15 protein-coding genes and 1 pseudogene are annotated in these 13,739 nt (G+C 72.1%); 8 read left to right on the top strand and 8 right to left on the bottom strand.

Annotation, left to right across the window (positions count from 1 at the left end):
- Positions 1-52 precede the first annotated feature (52 nt).
- Positions 53-229, top strand: coding sequence for a hypothetical protein (locus tag ACZ4IF_RS02175; protein ID WP_467558754.1), 177 nt, complete (start codon positions 53-55; stop codon positions 227-229).
- Between the two features lie 246 nt (positions 230-475).
- On the opposite strand, the gene ACZ4IF_RS02170 is transcribed toward ACZ4IF_RS02175, so the two are convergent.
- The gene (locus ACZ4IF_RS02170; protein ID WP_467558752.1) at positions 476-814 is read right to left on the bottom strand and encodes a cyclic-phosphate processing receiver domain-containing protein; all 339 of its coding nucleotides are present in this window, start codon (positions 812-814) and stop codon (positions 476-478) included.
- Positions 815-1,322: 508 nt separating this feature from the next.
- Here ACZ4IF_RS02170 and ACZ4IF_RS02165 point away from each other — a divergent pair.
- Positions 1,323-1,922, top strand: a complete 600-nt coding sequence (locus tag ACZ4IF_RS02165; protein ID WP_467558750.1) for a hypothetical protein — start codon at positions 1,323-1,325, stop codon at positions 1,920-1,922.
- Positions 1,923-2,115: 193 nt separating this feature from the next.
- On the opposite strand, the gene ACZ4IF_RS02160 is transcribed toward ACZ4IF_RS02165, so the two are convergent.
- The gene (locus ACZ4IF_RS02160) at positions 2,116-2,586 is read right to left on the bottom strand and encodes a VOC family protein (RefSeq protein ID WP_467558748.1); all 471 of its coding nucleotides are present in this window, start codon (positions 2,584-2,586) and stop codon (positions 2,116-2,118) included.
- A 174-nt stretch (positions 2,587-2,760) separates the two neighbouring features.
- On the opposite strand from ACZ4IF_RS02160, the gene ACZ4IF_RS02155 reads away from it, so the two are divergent.
- A complete protein-coding gene (locus ACZ4IF_RS02155; protein ID WP_467558746.1) occupies positions 2,761-3,471 on the top strand; it encodes a hypothetical protein in 711 nt (236 codons plus the stop codon).
- A gap of 333 nt (positions 3,472-3,804) precedes the next feature.
- On the opposite strand, the gene ACZ4IF_RS02150 is transcribed toward ACZ4IF_RS02155, so the two are convergent.
- A complete protein-coding gene (locus tag ACZ4IF_RS02150; RefSeq protein WP_095934020.1) occupies positions 3,805-4,149 on the bottom strand; it encodes a hypothetical protein in 345 nt (114 codons plus the stop codon).
- Between the two features lie 204 nt (positions 4,150-4,353).
- On the opposite strand from ACZ4IF_RS02150, the gene ACZ4IF_RS02145 reads away from it, so the two are divergent.
- From ACZ4IF_RS02145 to ACZ4IF_RS02130, 4 genes and pseudogenes are all read left to right on the top strand, one after another.
- The gene (locus ACZ4IF_RS02145; protein ID WP_467558744.1) at positions 4,354-4,824 is read left to right on the top strand and encodes a MarR family winged helix-turn-helix transcriptional regulator; all 471 of its coding nucleotides are present in this window, start codon (positions 4,354-4,356) and stop codon (positions 4,822-4,824) included.
- Positions 4,824-6,237, top strand: a pseudogene (locus ACZ4IF_RS02140) (MFS transporter). Before ACZ4IF_RS02145 ends, ACZ4IF_RS02140 begins: the two are co-directional and overlap by 1 nt.
- A gap of 2 nt (positions 6,238-6,239) precedes the next feature.
- Positions 6,240-6,827 carry a hydrolase gene (locus tag ACZ4IF_RS02135; protein WP_467558742.1) on the top strand — a complete coding sequence of 196 codons (588 nt, stop codon included), beginning with the start codon at positions 6,240-6,242 and terminating at the stop codon, positions 6,825-6,827.
- An 88-nt stretch (positions 6,828-6,915) separates the two neighbouring features.
- The gene (locus ACZ4IF_RS02130) at positions 6,916-7,812 is read left to right on the top strand and encodes a LysR family transcriptional regulator (RefSeq protein WP_467558740.1); all 897 of its coding nucleotides are present in this window, start codon (positions 6,916-6,918) and stop codon (positions 7,810-7,812) included.
- A 103-nt stretch (positions 7,813-7,915) separates the two neighbouring features.
- Here ACZ4IF_RS02130 and ACZ4IF_RS02125 read toward each other — a convergent pair whose 3' ends face one another.
- Positions 7,916-8,824, bottom strand: a complete 909-nt coding sequence (locus ACZ4IF_RS02125; RefSeq protein ID WP_467558738.1) for a ketopantoate reductase family protein — start codon at positions 8,822-8,824, stop codon at positions 7,916-7,918.
- 129 nt (positions 8,825-8,953) lie between these two features.
- A complete protein-coding gene (locus ACZ4IF_RS02120; RefSeq protein ID WP_467558736.1) occupies positions 8,954-9,727 on the bottom strand; it encodes an MBL fold metallo-hydrolase in 774 nt (257 codons plus the stop codon).
- Between the two features lie 191 nt (positions 9,728-9,918).
- Here ACZ4IF_RS02120 and ACZ4IF_RS02115 point away from each other — a divergent pair, with 191 nt between their 5' ends.
- Positions 9,919-10,146 (top strand): DUF2277 domain-containing protein, encoded by a 228-nt coding sequence (locus ACZ4IF_RS02115; RefSeq protein ID WP_095934014.1) that lies wholly within the window; start codon positions 9,919-9,921, stop codon positions 10,144-10,146.
- Positions 10,147-10,234: 88 nt separating this feature from the next.
- Here ACZ4IF_RS02115 and ACZ4IF_RS02110 read toward each other — a convergent pair whose 3' ends face one another.
- The 3 genes from ACZ4IF_RS02110 to ACZ4IF_RS02100 form a co-directional block, all read right to left on the bottom strand.
- Positions 10,235-10,858, bottom strand: a complete 624-nt coding sequence (locus ACZ4IF_RS02110) for a DedA family protein (RefSeq protein WP_467558734.1) — start codon at positions 10,856-10,858, stop codon at positions 10,235-10,237.
- A gap of 235 nt (positions 10,859-11,093) precedes the next feature.
- The gene (locus ACZ4IF_RS02105) at positions 11,094-11,546 is read right to left on the bottom strand and encodes a DoxX family protein (protein WP_467558732.1); all 453 of its coding nucleotides are present in this window, start codon (positions 11,544-11,546) and stop codon (positions 11,094-11,096) included.
- Positions 11,547-11,634: 88 nt separating this feature from the next.
- Positions 11,635-13,734 carry an FAD/NAD(P)-binding protein gene (locus ACZ4IF_RS02100; protein ID WP_467558730.1) on the bottom strand — a complete coding sequence of 700 codons (2,100 nt, stop codon included), beginning with the start codon at positions 13,732-13,734 and terminating at the stop codon, positions 11,635-11,637.
- Positions 13,735-13,739: the final 5 nt, after the last annotated feature.

Here is a 13,739-nt window from a genome sequence, read left to right as displayed (position 1 = left end):
AGCTTGACGGAGTTCTGTCATCTCGGCCTTCTTCACGGCTAGCGTGATCGGCATGGCGGAGCGTCTGGTCAGGCTGTTCGTCTGTGGCGTCATTTTCACGCTGATTTTCCATTTCGGCAGGGGTGAGCCGTGGCTCGACGCGCTTGTAGGGTCGGCCATGTGTTTGTCGGCGTTGACGCTGTGGTGGGTCGCTGATTATTGGTACCGGCGGCGGACCGAAAGCAGGTAGGGAGCAGTCGTGCGACCTGAGCCGCTTCCGAGCACTCCGAGGCACTCAGCGGCGACCACGCTGACACCTGCCTAGAACTTGTCCCGGCCGAAGCTCAACTCCCGAGGGCCCCAGGGCAACCCCGTTCCTGACGGTTGACGTCGAACCTCAGCGGGCGGTCGGTCGAGGAACAGGGCGGGGCGACGCAGGACCTCGACCCTCGTGATCGGCCCGATAGGGATGAGGCCGGACCGCGAAATCAGAGTCCTAGGCCGTCGCCCGCCGGACCTGGTAGTTCCAGCGTGTGAGCGACCGGACGACGGTCTCGGCGCCGATGGGGTTGGCGCTGTGTACGAAGACCGTTCCGACTCGAAAGGGCCGTCCGTTGAAAGCGGCTTCTTCCATCAGGGTCACCACGGGCAAGATGCTGTCGTCGCCACCGAGGTCGTGGTCGAGCCAGAGTTCGTCGATGAAGCTGTCGCGGTGCTCTTGCAGGAGCCGTACACCTTCGCCGCTGGTGCGCGCGATCCGCGTGGCCCAGGGCAGCGGCCGGAGGTCGTCAATGCCGAGGATGACGGGCGTCGGTACGGGCGGCTCTTCTTCCACCCGCCCATCATCACAGCACCGCCGCGGCGGGCCCAACGGCGAGGACGACGTACTCGGCGCCGCATGCAGACGGCATGTCCACACCGCGAGGCACCGCTTTCGCCCGATCTTTCGGACTGGGTCTGCAGATCGGGCTGCACAGCCAGATGCCTCGGCTGCCTCACCACCACCGCAAGTCCGTGCCGTTCTCGTGCCGGAACAGGCGGGGACTCACGGGGACTCGGCGCCAACAACGGTGCAACCACTGGTTCTTGCTTCCGGCAGCGTCTCCGCGGCTCACACCAGCGAGTACCCACCCTCGCTGCCGAAGTGGTGGTCCACCCCTGTCGCTGAGCCCACACCCGCTGGAACTCTGGCCCAGCCGGGCGGCTCCCCGACAGTGCCGAGCAGTCGCGACCCGGGGTGCCAAAGTCGTTCGTACAGTGGGACGCTCCACCTCGACGTCCTGAACCACGCCCGCTCCGGGTGCTTGGCAGGGACGGGGAGACAACAGGTCGACACTCCGGCGATGACCGTTGCTCATCATGCTGTTCTGTACCGGGACATGGCGGTGACAGGGAGGGGTGCAGGCGTGATGCTCCAGGTCATGAGAAGGAGTTTTACGCCGCACAGCGGGATCGCGGTCGGGCTGAGTGTCGTCCTGCTGTCGTTCGTCTTGCTCACCTGGCTACCGGGACCGTCGCCGGTCGAGGGCACAGGGTGGCCTGTGCCGGCGATCGTGCTGGCCTTTCTGCTCCTGGCCGCCGCCCTCTACCCCTTGATCGAGAACGAACCGAGTGCCCAGCTCGGAGAATTCAAGGACCTGCCCAGCCCGGTGAAGGTGGTGTCCTGGCTGCTGATCGCCTTGAGCGTTGCGATGATCGTCCTCACCGCGGTGGGCGGGCACGGGAGATTCCAGTCGCCCACGGTCGAGGGCGGCCGGTACTTCTCCTACGACCAATCGACCTCGCCCCGGGTCGAGGTGGAGCTCTCGCGAAGCGAGTACGAGGCGGTCACCGAAAGTCAGCAGCGCATCATGCTCTCCATCGCGAGTCTGCTGTCCGCCGTAGCCGGCCGTGTCGTTCTGGGTAACAGAGGACCGCGCCCGCACGACAGCGTGTCCAGGTGACCGCAGTCGAGACGCACGAGTGAGCCCGGGCTGTTGCTGGAGCCCGTGTGACCTGGGTGCGAGGCGCTGAAGGCGCCGCGTGAGCAGCCGGTCCGTGCGGCTGACCGCCTCGCGCCGCGTGTCCTGGACGACTGGTGGGCATGGACGTTCATCGTGACGGCCTGATGGCGCACATGCGGAACGCAGCGGTGCGTCAGGCCTGGCCGTCGGCGTCCTGCGTGGAGGCAGCGAACGCCTCGGGGCCCTGTTCCGCCGCCGCGGGGTCCATCCACATGACCTGCCAGCCGTGACCGTCGAGGTCGAAGAAGCTGCGTGAGTACATGAAGCCGTGGTCCTCGGCGCCGTCCGCCTCGGAGCCGCCCGCCGCGAGCGCGGCGGCGCTGACCGTGTCGACCTCGTCGCGGGACGACACGCTGAAGCAGTACAACGCCGGCGTGTGCGTGGTGGGATCGGCCATCGGCAGTTTCGAGAACTCCGCGAACTTCTCGCGGCTGAGCAGCATGACGAAGGCGTGCTCGCCGACCAGCATGCAGGCGGCGGTCTCGTCGGTGAACATCGGGTTGAAGCTGAACCCGAGATCGGCGAAGAACGCCTTGCTGCGCTCGAGGTCCGCTACGGGGATGTTCACGAACAGCATGCGGCCGGGGTGTGCGGGCTCGGTCATGGTGGGGCTCCAGTCGGTGGCTCGATGGCGTACGTCCTGGTAGACCGGCCCGGCCGGCGGAACTCATCGGTGGATCTCGGCTGGTTCAGTCGCAGCGTCGATCGATGTCACGTCCGGCGCCCGGCGAGGCGGCAACGGTGATCCGCGGTCACCGCTGTGGGAAGGTTCCGTGGCATGAACCGTGATGCGTGGAGCCGCGTCGGCAGCCTGCGCCGTCGGGTGCCGGTGGCGGGCGGCCTTGTCCTGATCCTGAGTCTGGCCATGACCGGTTCCGTGCCGGCGACGAGCGCCGCGCAAGGTCCCAAGCCGCCGGGATGGGCTCGGCTCTGCGACTCGTCGTTGAACGAACCCGCAGCTGAAGCTCTGGTACGCCTGACCGGGCGCAGGCACATACGGGAGTACCCGGGGATGCGCCACGCCTCGCTCGCGAAGGTCGCCGAGAGTGTGCGGGGTCGGGAGGACGACGACATCGGCTTCTGCACGCTGTACACGCAGCCTCCACTGGCTCCGGCAGAGTTGCAGATGGCCGTCGACGTCGATGTCGTCATGGCCTCGTACCCCTTGACGAAGAGATCGAGGGACGAGGGCTACCTGTATTTCGATAGGGGAGAGACCACCGAAACCTTCACTGTCTCTGGGGCCCACGGCGCGATCGGGCGTCACGCATGGCTCGACTTCCACTGTCGGGGCATGGGGCGGGAGTGGGTGCGGATGGCACTCACGGTCCACTGGTCCTTCCGCGGCAATGCCCGCCGGCAGGCAGTGGACATGGCCACCGTGGTCCATTCCATGGCCCTGAAGCTCAGCGAGGAGCTGGGGTGCGGCCCGGAGGACGAACTGCCGGCCGTGCCCCCGACGGAACCGATCGAGGAGTCCGCACTGTGACGCCGGGTCGGCTCGGTCCGGCAACGGGGAGAGCCGTGCTTGCTCGGTGTGGGGGAGGCGCGAGAAGCCGTCGACCTGAGCTGCCGCCGCAGCCCGGGTGACCTGGCCCACGCCGGCGATCTGCACGTGCTGTGTGGCCGCTACGGTTTCTCCCCCTGATTCCCCGTCGTCGGGGGCGACATGGAATGCGTCGGCCGTGTCGAGGCCCTGGGCCCGGACATCGAGGGGCTGAAGACCGGCGTCGCCGACGGGCACCGGCTCAAGGCGGAGGCGACGAGGCCGGCAGGTGGGCTCCGCCGCCCCGGTGAAGGCGCGCGCTTCGCGTCCCGGGGCTCACGCCGGGTCCGGTCCTGGCGCCTCGTGGGCGTGCTTGAGCCTCATACGGGCGTCGACCGTCTCCGGAGGGGCGACCTCCGACCAGAACCGGTGGCCGGACACGAACACGGCGAGCTCGCGCTCCCGTTGCCGGAGCTTCTCCACCTCGGCCTGCTCGTCGGAGGTCCAGCCGGGGGAGGCGGGGCGTTCCACCTTGCGCCAGCCGCCCGTGTCGCTGAAGCCGTCCAGCGGTTCCACGGACCAGGGGAGTCGTTTCAGCAGGGCCAGCAGTTCGGCCCGGACCTGATGCAGCTCCTCCTGACCGGCGAGGAGGTCACTCGGAAAGTCATAGGTCGCAGCCACGCCGCAATGCTACGCCTGTTCGATTTTGGGATGCGAGTTCATTGGGGGACTTCACGCGAACGGGTGTCCGGACGGCCTTCCGTTGCCGTCAAGTACGGCGTTTTCCCAGGTCAGCGTCTTGGTTGCGGGCCGGTGAGACGTTGGCCAGGCAAGACTGTCCAGGCTGAACTGGACAGTTTCAACTGAAGAAAATATCGTGACGGCATGGACCAGAACCCCGAGGCCCGGGGCGGGAGTGCCGACGGAATCTCCGAGTCGGCCGCCCGCGCCGCCGGTGACCTGCGCGTGGCGTTCAGCCGGCTGCGGCGACGGATACGTGAGGTCGCCGAGACGTACGACCTCACGCCCTCCCAGTTCTCCGCGCTCACCCTGCTCAGCAAGAGCGGGGCCGCGACGGCCAGCGGGCTCGCCGCCGCCGAGGGCGTCCGGCCGCAGTCCATCGCCGCCACCCTCGCCGTCCTCGACGAGCGCGGGCTGATCGCGCGGAACCCGGACCCCGGGGACGGCAGGCGGCAGGTGATCACCCTCACCGACGCCGGCCGCGACCGCGTCGAGGGCACCCGGCAGGCGCGCGAGGAATGGCTGGCCCGGGCCTTCCAGGACCACTGCACCGAGGCCGAGCGGCAGACCGTCATCGAGGCGATGGCCCTGCTGGGCCGGCTCACCCGGCCGTGATGGCCACGCTCCGCGAAGAGCAGCGCTTCCCCGCGACCCGGCGCCGGCCGCCCGCCGACGGCTTCGACCGGCGCCTGATCGCCCCGATGGTCCTGGGTTCGGTGCTGAACCCGGTCAACTCCTCGATGATCGCCGTGGCGTTGGTGCCGATCGGCGCCGCGCTCGGCGCACCTCCCGCGCGGACCGCGTGGCTCGTGTCCGGCCTCTACCTCGCCACCGCCGTGGGCCAGCCCGTCATCGGCCGGCTCGTCGACATGTACGGACCCCGCCGCCTCTACCTCATCGGTACGGCACTTGTGGGGGCCGCGGGTCTCCTCGGCGCCCTCGCCCCGAGCCTCGGCGCCCTGGTCGCCGCCCGTGTGCTGCTCGGCTTCGGCACCTCGGCCGCGTACCCGGCCGCCATGCACCTCACCCGCAGCGAAGCGGAACGCACCGGACACGACAGCCCGGCCGGCGTACTGACCGCGCTCGCGATCGGGAGCCAGACCGTCGCCGTCGTCGGGCCCACCCTCGGCGGAGTGCTCATCGGCCTGGGCGGCTGGCGCACCGTCTTCCTCGTCAACATGCCGCTGTCGCCGGCCTGCCTCGTCCTCGGCGCCCGGCGCCTGCCGTCCGGCCCCGCCGCGCGGCGACCCGGGAAGAGCGTCGACCTGCCCGGGACGGCGCTCTTCGCCGCCCTGCTCGTCGCGCTGATGCTGTTCCTGATGGAGCCCGGGGCCGGCCTCTGGTACCTGCCCGTGCTCGCCGCCTGCGCGGCAGGCGCCTTCGCCCTGCGGGAGCTGCGCGTCCCTGAGCCCTTCATCGACCTGCGCGTGCTCGGCGGCAACATCCCCCTCCTCGCCACCTTCGTACGCCAACTCCTCGCCTACACCACGGCGTACGGGGTCCTGTACGGATACACGCAGTGGCTGGAGGAGGGCCGCGGACTGCACGCCGCCACCGCGGGCCTCGTCCTGCTGCCGCTGTCGCTGAGCGCGCTCGTCGTCTCCGGCGTGACCGGGCGGCGCGAGGCGGTCCGCGGCAAACTCGTCGTCGGCGCCCTCGTCCAGGCCGCCGGCTGTACCGGCCTGCTGCTGGCGGACGCCCGCAGCGCGGTCTGGCTGCTCGTCGCGCTCGGCGTCGTCATGGGCGTACCGCAGGGCCTCAACGGCCTCGCCAACCAGACCGCGCTCTACCGCCAGGCCGACCCCGCCCGTATCGGCTCCGCGGCCGGACTGCTGCGCACGTTCATGTACCTCGGCGCGATGACCGCCTCGGCCGCCGACGCCGCGTTTCCCGCACGGCGCCCACACCGGCGGCCTGCACCACCTGGCCCTCTTCATGCTCGCCTGCAGCGCGCTGCTGCTGGTGACGACCCTCCTCGACCGATCCCTCCGCACCCCCACCCCCACCCCCGTTCCAGGAAAGGCCTGACCATGGCTGTCACCACGCTCGACCCCCGTACCGCGCTCGTCGTCATCGACCTCCAGCGCGGCATCGTCGGCGCCCCGAACCTCACCCCCAACAGCCCCGCCGACGTCGTGGCCCGCTCCGTCGAACTGGCCGACGCCTTCCGCGAGCGGGGCCTGCCCGTCGTCCTCGTGCGCGTGACGGCCGCCGCCGACGGTTCGGACGCCGTGCCCGGCCGCATCGACGGCGGCAGCACGTCCCGCACCTGGTCGGCGGGCTGGGACGTCATCGTCGACGAACTCTCCGGCCACCCCGGGGACATCGCCGTGACCAAGCGGAACTGGGGCGCCTTCTACGGCACCGACCTCGACCTCCAGCTCCGCCGCCGCGGCGTCACCCAGATCGTGCTGACCGGCATCGCCACCAGCATCGGTGTGGAGTCCACCGCCCGCGCCGCCCACGAGCACGGCTACCACGTCACCCTGGCCACCGACGCCATGGCCGACATGAACGCCGACAGCCACCGCAACAGCGTCGAGCGCATCTTCCCCCGGCTCGGCGAGACGGGCACCACCGCCGAGGTCGTCGAGCTGCTGGCCAAGACCCAGGTGTGACCCCGGGCGCGGCGCTCCTGCCGGGGACCGCGTATCCGGCAGGACGCGCCGGAGGCGACCCGGTGCGGCACCGCTAACTTGGTGCCTCGTGACCCTGGATGATCTGCGTGTCTTCGTCGCCGTCTGCCGGGCCGGGAGCCTCAGCGCCGTGGCCCGCGAGCTGGGCTGCACCCAGTCGGCGGTGAGTCAGCACGTACGGCGTCTGGAGCGCGAGGTCGGCGTCGGGCTCGTGGAGCGGCAGGCGCGGGGCGTCGTCCCCACACGGGCCGGGCGGCTGCTGGAACGGGCCGCCGCCGAAGGGATATCCGGGCTCGACCTCGCGCTGCAACGGCTGGACGAGATGGTGCGCGGGGGCGGCGGAGCGGTGCGGATCGCCACCGGCGGCGCGACCGTGCGGCACTTCATGGCCGACGCCGTGGTCGAGTTCCGGCAGCGGTATCCGCGGGTGAGCCTGGAGTTCCAGACCGAGAACTCCAGCCGGAGCTGCTTCGAGGCGCTCGGCGACCACGGGCTCGACCTCGCCTGGGTCACCCTCGGGCCGCCCCGGCGCGGGGTCGAGCAGCGGACCGTCGTGTCACTGCCGTGGGTGCTCGCCGTGCGCGCCGACGACGAACTCGCCGAGCGGGAGCGCGTCGAGGGGGAGGAACTGGCCGGGATGCGGCTGATCGGGCTGCCCGAGAACTCCACCTCGCGGGCCCATCTCGACGCCTCCTACCGGGAGTTGGGGATACCGTCGGGCGCCTCCGACACCAGTGTCGCCGACTGGGACACCGCCGTCCTGCTCGCCGGACTCGGTCTCGGCCATGCCGTCGTGCCCGCGCTGCCCGGATGGGGAGCCGGCCCCGACGGCCTCCGCTTCGTCCCGGTCCCGGCTCTCCCGCCGCTGCCCGTCGGCTGGGCCGTCCGCCAGTGGGACGCCCTGTCACCGGCGGCGCGTGCCTTCGCGGACACGGTGACGCGCCACTGCCGGCCCTCGGCACCGTGACGCGCCACTGCCGGCCCTCGGCACCGTGACGCGCCACTGCCGGCCCTCGGCACCGTGACGCGTCACCGCCGTCCCTCGGGGCCGTGACGCGCCACGGTCCGGATCAGGAGCCGTCCGGCCCGGCCAACTCCCGTACCAGGCCGCTCGCCACGGGCACCGGTACCCCGAACCGGTCGGCGGCGCGCAGCAACGCCCCGCCGATCGCGTCCAGTTCCAGCGTGCGGCCCGCCTCCGCGTCGCGCTGCATGGAGGACTTGGTGCCGGGCGGGAAGGCGTCGTAGCGGGCGAGGGCGGCGGCCGCGTCGACGGGCGCCCCGCTCGCGCGGCTCACCGCCGCGACCTCCTCCGTCAGGGCCACCAACTCCGCGCGGTGCCGGGTGCGTACGTCACCGAGCGGCACTCCGTACCGGGTGGTCAACAGGGCGAAGGGGGCGAGGAACGACATCTTCGCCCACAGCACCGCCGCCTCGTCCTCCTGGACCCGGACGCGCACACCGGCTCGCTCCAGTGCTCCGGCGAGCGCGTCGACCCGCTCGCGGGGTGCCGTGTCGCCGGTGAGGTCGACCTCGGCGAACGGGCTGCCGTGCTCGATCACCCCCGGCGAGACGCGGGTCGACTCGACACGGATCACCGCGGGCGCCACCTGCTCGGAGCGGTAGAGCTTCCGCAGGGCCGCCGGGTGCTCGACACCGTTCAGGAGCGGCACGACGAGACCGGCGTCCCCCAGGGCCTTCGCCGGGACGCGTTCGAGGGCGGCGTCGAGTGCCGTGGCCTTGACGGCGACGAAGCACGCGTCGACGGGCTCGCGCAGGACCGTGTCCGCCTCCACGCGCGCCGTGAAGTCGCCGAAGTGGCCGCTGCGGACCTCGATGCCGTCCGCGCCCAGCACCCGCGCGGTCTCCTCGCCGGCCAGACAGATCACCCGGTGGCCGGTGCGGGAGAGGAGCGCGGCGAGCAGACCGCCGACCCCGCCCGGACCCAGTACCGCCACCGTCAGCCGGTCATTCGCCATGGTTCCTCGATCCTTTGGCCGCGGCCCCCGGACGAGAGCCCCGGCGATGATCACAAGCCCCGGACATCCGAGTCAATCCTCGGAGAGGCTTGCCCAAGTGCAAGGTTTTGCTCGGGTGTTATGCGTCGTCTACGGCAGGCGCACGGAGGCGCCCGGTTCCAGCAGGTGCAGCCGGTCCGTGAGACCGGCCTCCGCGAAGGCCTTGGTGAGCGTGGCACCGTCCTGCGTGAAGTGGCCCCAGTGCTCGAAGTGCAGCGGTACGACATTCCGGGCGCCCAGGATGTCGGCGGCCCTTGCCGCGTCCTCGCTCGTCAGCGTCAGCGGGGCGTCGGGCACCAGCGGAGTACGGGCGGCCCCCGCGAACAGCACGGCCACGTCGAAGGGCCCCTCGCGTCCGGCGATCGCGCGGACGACGTCCAGGGACGCGTTGTCACCGCTGACGTACACCTTGGGCAGACCGTCCCCGGACAGCACGAAGCCGGTCACCTCGCCCACGACGGGCTCCGAGCCGTCGGGGCCGTGCTGCGCGGGCACGGCGGTCACCCGCAGGGTGCCGCCACCGGGGCGTGGCAGTTCGACGTGCTCCCAGGAGGGCAGGGCGCGCACGGGCGCGCCGATGCGCTCGTACGCCGATGCCGTGGACAGGGTGACGGGGGCGCCTCGGAGGTAGGCGCGCCCGGACGCGTCGAGGTTGTCGGGGTGCTGGTCGTGCGAGAGCAGGACGGCGTCGACCGGGCCGATCTCGGCGGCCGGGAGCGCGGGCCCCGCCGTCTTCACCAGCTTCCGTGAGCCGATGGGGTACTCGCCGGGGGCGTCGAAGGTCGGGTCGGTCAGCAGCCGCACGCCGCCGATCTCGACGACCGAGGTCGGGCCGCCGACGTACAGGATCTCCACTGTGGTCATGCCCAGCACAAGGGGGCGTGGAGCGGCGCTATTCCCGGACTCCGCCGTACGGCCGCGGCTCGCGCGCGACGATCCGTACGTGATGCCGCACGGCGTTGCGTACACGGTGCCGCGCCACGTCCCGGGCGGGGTGCGCACGGTGTTCCGTGCCCGGCTTCCCGGGACGGGGGCGTCCGCGCGAGACTGGGCGCATGTGCCGCAGCATCAAGACGCTCCGTCCGCCCGTGCTCCCCGAAGAGGCGACCGAGGAGGAGATCCGCGCCGCCGCCCTTCAGTACGTCCGCAAGGTGTCCGGCTTCCGCGCCCCCGCCGCCCACAACCGTGAGGTCTTCGACCGGGCGGTCGAGGCCGTCGCGGCGGCCACTGCCGAGCTGCTCGGCGGACTGGAGGTGCGCGGGGCGGCGCAGCGCGCCGGATAGCTGCCGGCCCGCCCGCGGCACGGCGGCGGGCCTCCGCGAGAACCCGGCGGCTCGCGTGCGCCGGGGCGTCGGTCCCGTGGGCCCGGTGTCAGGCGCGGGTGCCGGTCCCCTCGACCACCGGACGCCGCATGAGGTACGCCGCGCCCGCGCCCGCGACGAGCAGCGCCGCGAAGGAGACCCCCGTGGCCAGCCAGGTCGCGCCCAGCCACTGGCCGCCGAAGTAGCCGAGAGCCACGCTGTATCCGGCCCAGCTCAGGCCCGCGAGGATGGACCAGGGCAGGAACTCGCGCACCCTGCGGTGGGCCGCGCCCGCGCCGAGCGAGACGACCGAGCGGCCGGCCGGAGCGAAGCGGGCGATCACGACCAGAACTCCGCCGCCGCGCGAGAGGGCCACGCCGAGACGTTCCTGCGCCCTGGTCAGACGGCGGGACCGGGCGATCGCCCGGTCCAGGCGCTCGCCGCCGCGCCAGGCCAGCCGGTACGCGACCAGATCGCCCAGCACGGAGGCGGTGGCCGCGCACAGGGTGAGCACCAGCATGTCGGGCACGGCGTGCGGGACGGCGCCGGCGGCGGAGCCCGCCGCGGCCGTGGCGGCCGTGATGACGAGGACGCCGCTCGGCAGTATCGGCAGGAACACGTCGAGCAGGACGGACAGGGCGACGGCCACGTAGATCCATGGGCTGCCCGTCAGCGACCCCATACTTTCCAGCACTGCAACACTCCCCCTGAAATCCCCCGTAGGCACGACCACACCGCGACGTCGCGGGGAGCGGCAGGGCGGCCTGTAACAGCCATACAGCGTACGCCGCGGGTGTGACAGGAGATCCACGGGGGGCTCATGTGTCAGTCACATCACGTTCACGCCGCGTCACCCGCGTCGGGTACGACGGCGCCCGGTCCCCGTACGAGCGGTACGGGGACCGGGCGCCGTGCGCGCGGTGCGGGGGTCAGGCCGCGACGGGCTTCGAGGCCCGCTTCTCCTCGGCGGCGGGTGAGGTGCGGCCGGCGAGGAGGCGGTCGAGGCCGAGTGCGCCGGACCCGGTGAAGACGAGCAGGAGCATCGCCCAGCAGAACAGGGCGGAGAGCTCGCCGCCGTTCTGGATCGGCCACAGCGCCGCCGACTGGTGCACGTCGAAATAGGCGTACGCCATCGAGCCGGACGAGAGGAACGCGGCGGCGCGGGTGCCGAGGCCGAGCAGCACGAGGACGCCGCCGGCGAGCTGGATCACGGCCGCGTACCAGCCGGGCCAGGTGCCGGCGTCGATGGTGCCGCCCGTGCCGCCGGCGCCACCGAGCACGCCGAAGAGCGAGGCGGCGCCGTGCGCGGCGAAGAGCAGGCCGACGACCATGCGGAACAGGCCGACGGCGTAGGGCTGGGCGCTGTCGAGGCGTCCGGTCATGTGGGGGACTCCTTCGGTCTGGTCCGGCCCGTGGGGGGACCGGATCGTGGGGGGACGGAACCGAGTGAGCCACCAACATTAGGTTACCCTAATCAATGCTTGCAAGTTCAACATTCGGCCATGCGTGGGCTTCCGCTTCCGGTTCCGTTTCCCGATCCGTCCCGGCCGACGCCGCGCGCAGCGCGGCCCGCGCCACCGCGTCGGCGTCCGACAGCGTGACCGAGTCCACGCCGGGCCGGGCCCCGGCCGCGGTCACCCAGTGCACGCCCTCCGTGGGCACCCCGAACGCGAACCTTCGTGGGTGCGAACGTCCTTGACGGTCGATCAGGAAATACGGGCGCGGTGTGACGTCCAGTCCGCCGGTCTCGTAGCCGTCGACGGTGTGCGGGCGGCACTGCCCCGTCCTCAGCAGCCGGCCGAGGAGCTCGTCGGCCGTCCTGCGCACATCCGGTTCCGGTAGCCGAGCCTCCACGAGCGTCGTGGCGCGTACGGCGGACCCCGGGACGTCGGGGGAGTGCGCGACCCACGCGCCGTCCTCGGCCCGCACCTCCAGCCGGGGGCCCAGGACGCTCAGCACGCCCGCCTCGATCAGCGCCGCCATCTCCTCGATGCGCCGCCGGGGCGGGCCGATGGAGAGGAAGGCGTTGAGCGGCGTGTACCAGCGGTCCAGGTGCGCCCGTCGCGAGTCGCCGGACAGGCCGCGGTGGTCCACGATCTGCCGGAGTTCGTTGCGCAGGTCGCGCAGCACGTCGAGGGCGGCTTTCAGGGGGCCTTCCACATTGCCGAGCGCGGCCTGCTCGGCATCCTGGCGCAGATGGCCGAGCAGCCAGTCGCGCCAGGCGCCGGGGCCGGCGAAGGCCCGTCCGGCGTACGGGCGCGAGAGCCGCTCCCAGGACCAGCGTTCGCCGGGCGCGATGCCGAACTCGTCGAGCAGACGCGCCTCCTGGGGGTCGCGGTGCGGTACGCCGAGGAACCGGTCCCTGAAGTCGCCGGGAAGCCGGCCGGCGGGCACGGGTCCGCCGGTTCGGCCCAACAGCCCCTCGTAGTAGACCGTTTCCACCTCCTTGGCGACCAACGGCCATATCTCGCCCAGGAAGTCGGGCGCGTCACCGGAGTCGGCGCGCTTGCGGAAGCCCGATATCACCTCGTCGCTGAGGACGAGCGGGGTGTGCCGGCCGTACGGGCCCTTGGCGTTGTCGCCGCGTGCCTGGTACGGGACACCGCGCCGGGAGCCGGCGTACAGCCGTGGCTCCTTTCCCGAGGGCCGGTAGCGCAGGCCCGCGTCCGTGCGCGTGAAACGGCCGCCGCGGCCCGCGGTCAGCAGCGCCATGTGGTCGAAGAAGTTGAGGCCGAGCCCGCGCAGCAGCACCGGTTCGCCGGGGGTGAGGGAGAAGAGGTCGACGTCGGCCGGATTGGCGGGCGGGACGTGGCGCAGCCCGTGCCGCCCCGCGTACGCGGACAGGCGTCGCTCCGCGGGATCCGCGAGCGCCGGGAGATGGCCCTGGGCGAGGACGACGGCGGCCAGGCCGGACAGGGTGCGGCCGGTGGACAGCACGAGGTCCTGCCGGCCGTCGGGAGCGTCGTCGAGCCGGGTCGCCCGCGCCGTGTGCACCTCCACCCGCACCGCGGGCGGCGCTCCGCGCACCACCTCGCCGAAGACCCATTCCAGGTAGCGGCCGTAGCGGGCGCGGGTCGGATAGTCGTCGGGCCCCAGCTCGCCGCGCGCCCACGCGTGCAGGCTGGGTCCCGGACGGATCGGTCCCGAGCAGTCCACGCTCTCGTCGGTGAACAGGGTCACCTGCGAGGCCACGGTGTTCATCAGGAGATGCGGCGACTGTGCGGTGCGCCAGACACGGCCCGGGCCCGGCGGGTCCGGATCGACGACATGGACGGTCAGCGGGGTACCGGGCGGGAGGAGTTCCGGCGCGGACGCGCACAGCCTCTCCAGGACGCTGGTGCCGCGCGGCCCGGCTCCGACGAGGGCGACGGAGACGCCGGCGGTCCCGGCCGGTGGTGGGGGTCCGCCCTGTTCGGGTGCGGCCGGGAACTCGGGTGGGGGTCCGCCCTGTTCGGGTGCGGCCGGGAACTCGGGTGGGGGTCCGCCCTGTTCGGGCGCGGCCGGGAACTCGGGTGGGGGTCCCCCCTGTTCGGGCGCAGCCGAGAACTCGGGGGAGGGTGCTGCAGACAAAGGTG

The organism is Streptomyces sp. NPDC025784 (genome assembly GCF_055558435.1).
The sequence above is the reverse complement of the archived record's forward strand: the minus strand, read 5'-3'. Positions and strand labels throughout refer to the sequence as shown.

Excerpts from the sequence above, each read along its gene's own strand:
- ACZ4IF_RS02175 (WP_467558754.1), top strand. The coding sequence starts at position 53 with ATGGCGGAGCGTCTGGTCAGGCTGTTCGTCTGTGGCGTCATTTTCACG.
- ACZ4IF_RS02165 (WP_467558750.1), top strand. The coding sequence starts at position 1,323 with ATGACCGTTGCTCATCATGCTGTTCTGTACCGGGACATGGCGGTGACA.
- ACZ4IF_RS02160 (WP_467558748.1), bottom strand. The coding sequence starts at position 2,586 with ATGACCGAGCCCGCACACCCCGGCCGCATGCTGTTCGTGAACATCCCC.
- ACZ4IF_RS02155 (WP_467558746.1), top strand. The coding sequence starts at position 2,761 with ATGAACCGTGATGCGTGGAGCCGCGTCGGCAGCCTGCGCCGTCGGGTG.
- ACZ4IF_RS02145 (WP_467558744.1), top strand. The coding sequence starts at position 4,354 with ATGGACCAGAACCCCGAGGCCCGGGGCGGGAGTGCCGACGGAATCTCC.
- ACZ4IF_RS02135 (WP_467558742.1), top strand. The coding sequence starts at position 6,240 with ATGGCTGTCACCACGCTCGACCCCCGTACCGCGCTCGTCGTCATCGAC.
- ACZ4IF_RS02125 (WP_467558738.1), bottom strand. The coding sequence starts at position 8,824 with ATGGCGAATGACCGGCTGACGGTGGCGGTACTGGGTCCGGGCGGGGTC.
- ACZ4IF_RS02120 (WP_467558736.1), bottom strand. The coding sequence starts at position 9,727 with ATGACCACAGTGGAGATCCTGTACGTCGGCGGCCCGACCTCGGTCGTC.
- ACZ4IF_RS02115 (WP_095934014.1), top strand. The coding sequence starts at position 9,919 with ATGTGCCGCAGCATCAAGACGCTCCGTCCGCCCGTGCTCCCCGAAGAG.
- ACZ4IF_RS02105 (WP_467558732.1), bottom strand. The coding sequence starts at position 11,546 with ATGACCGGACGCCTCGACAGCGCCCAGCCCTACGCCGTCGGCCTGTTC.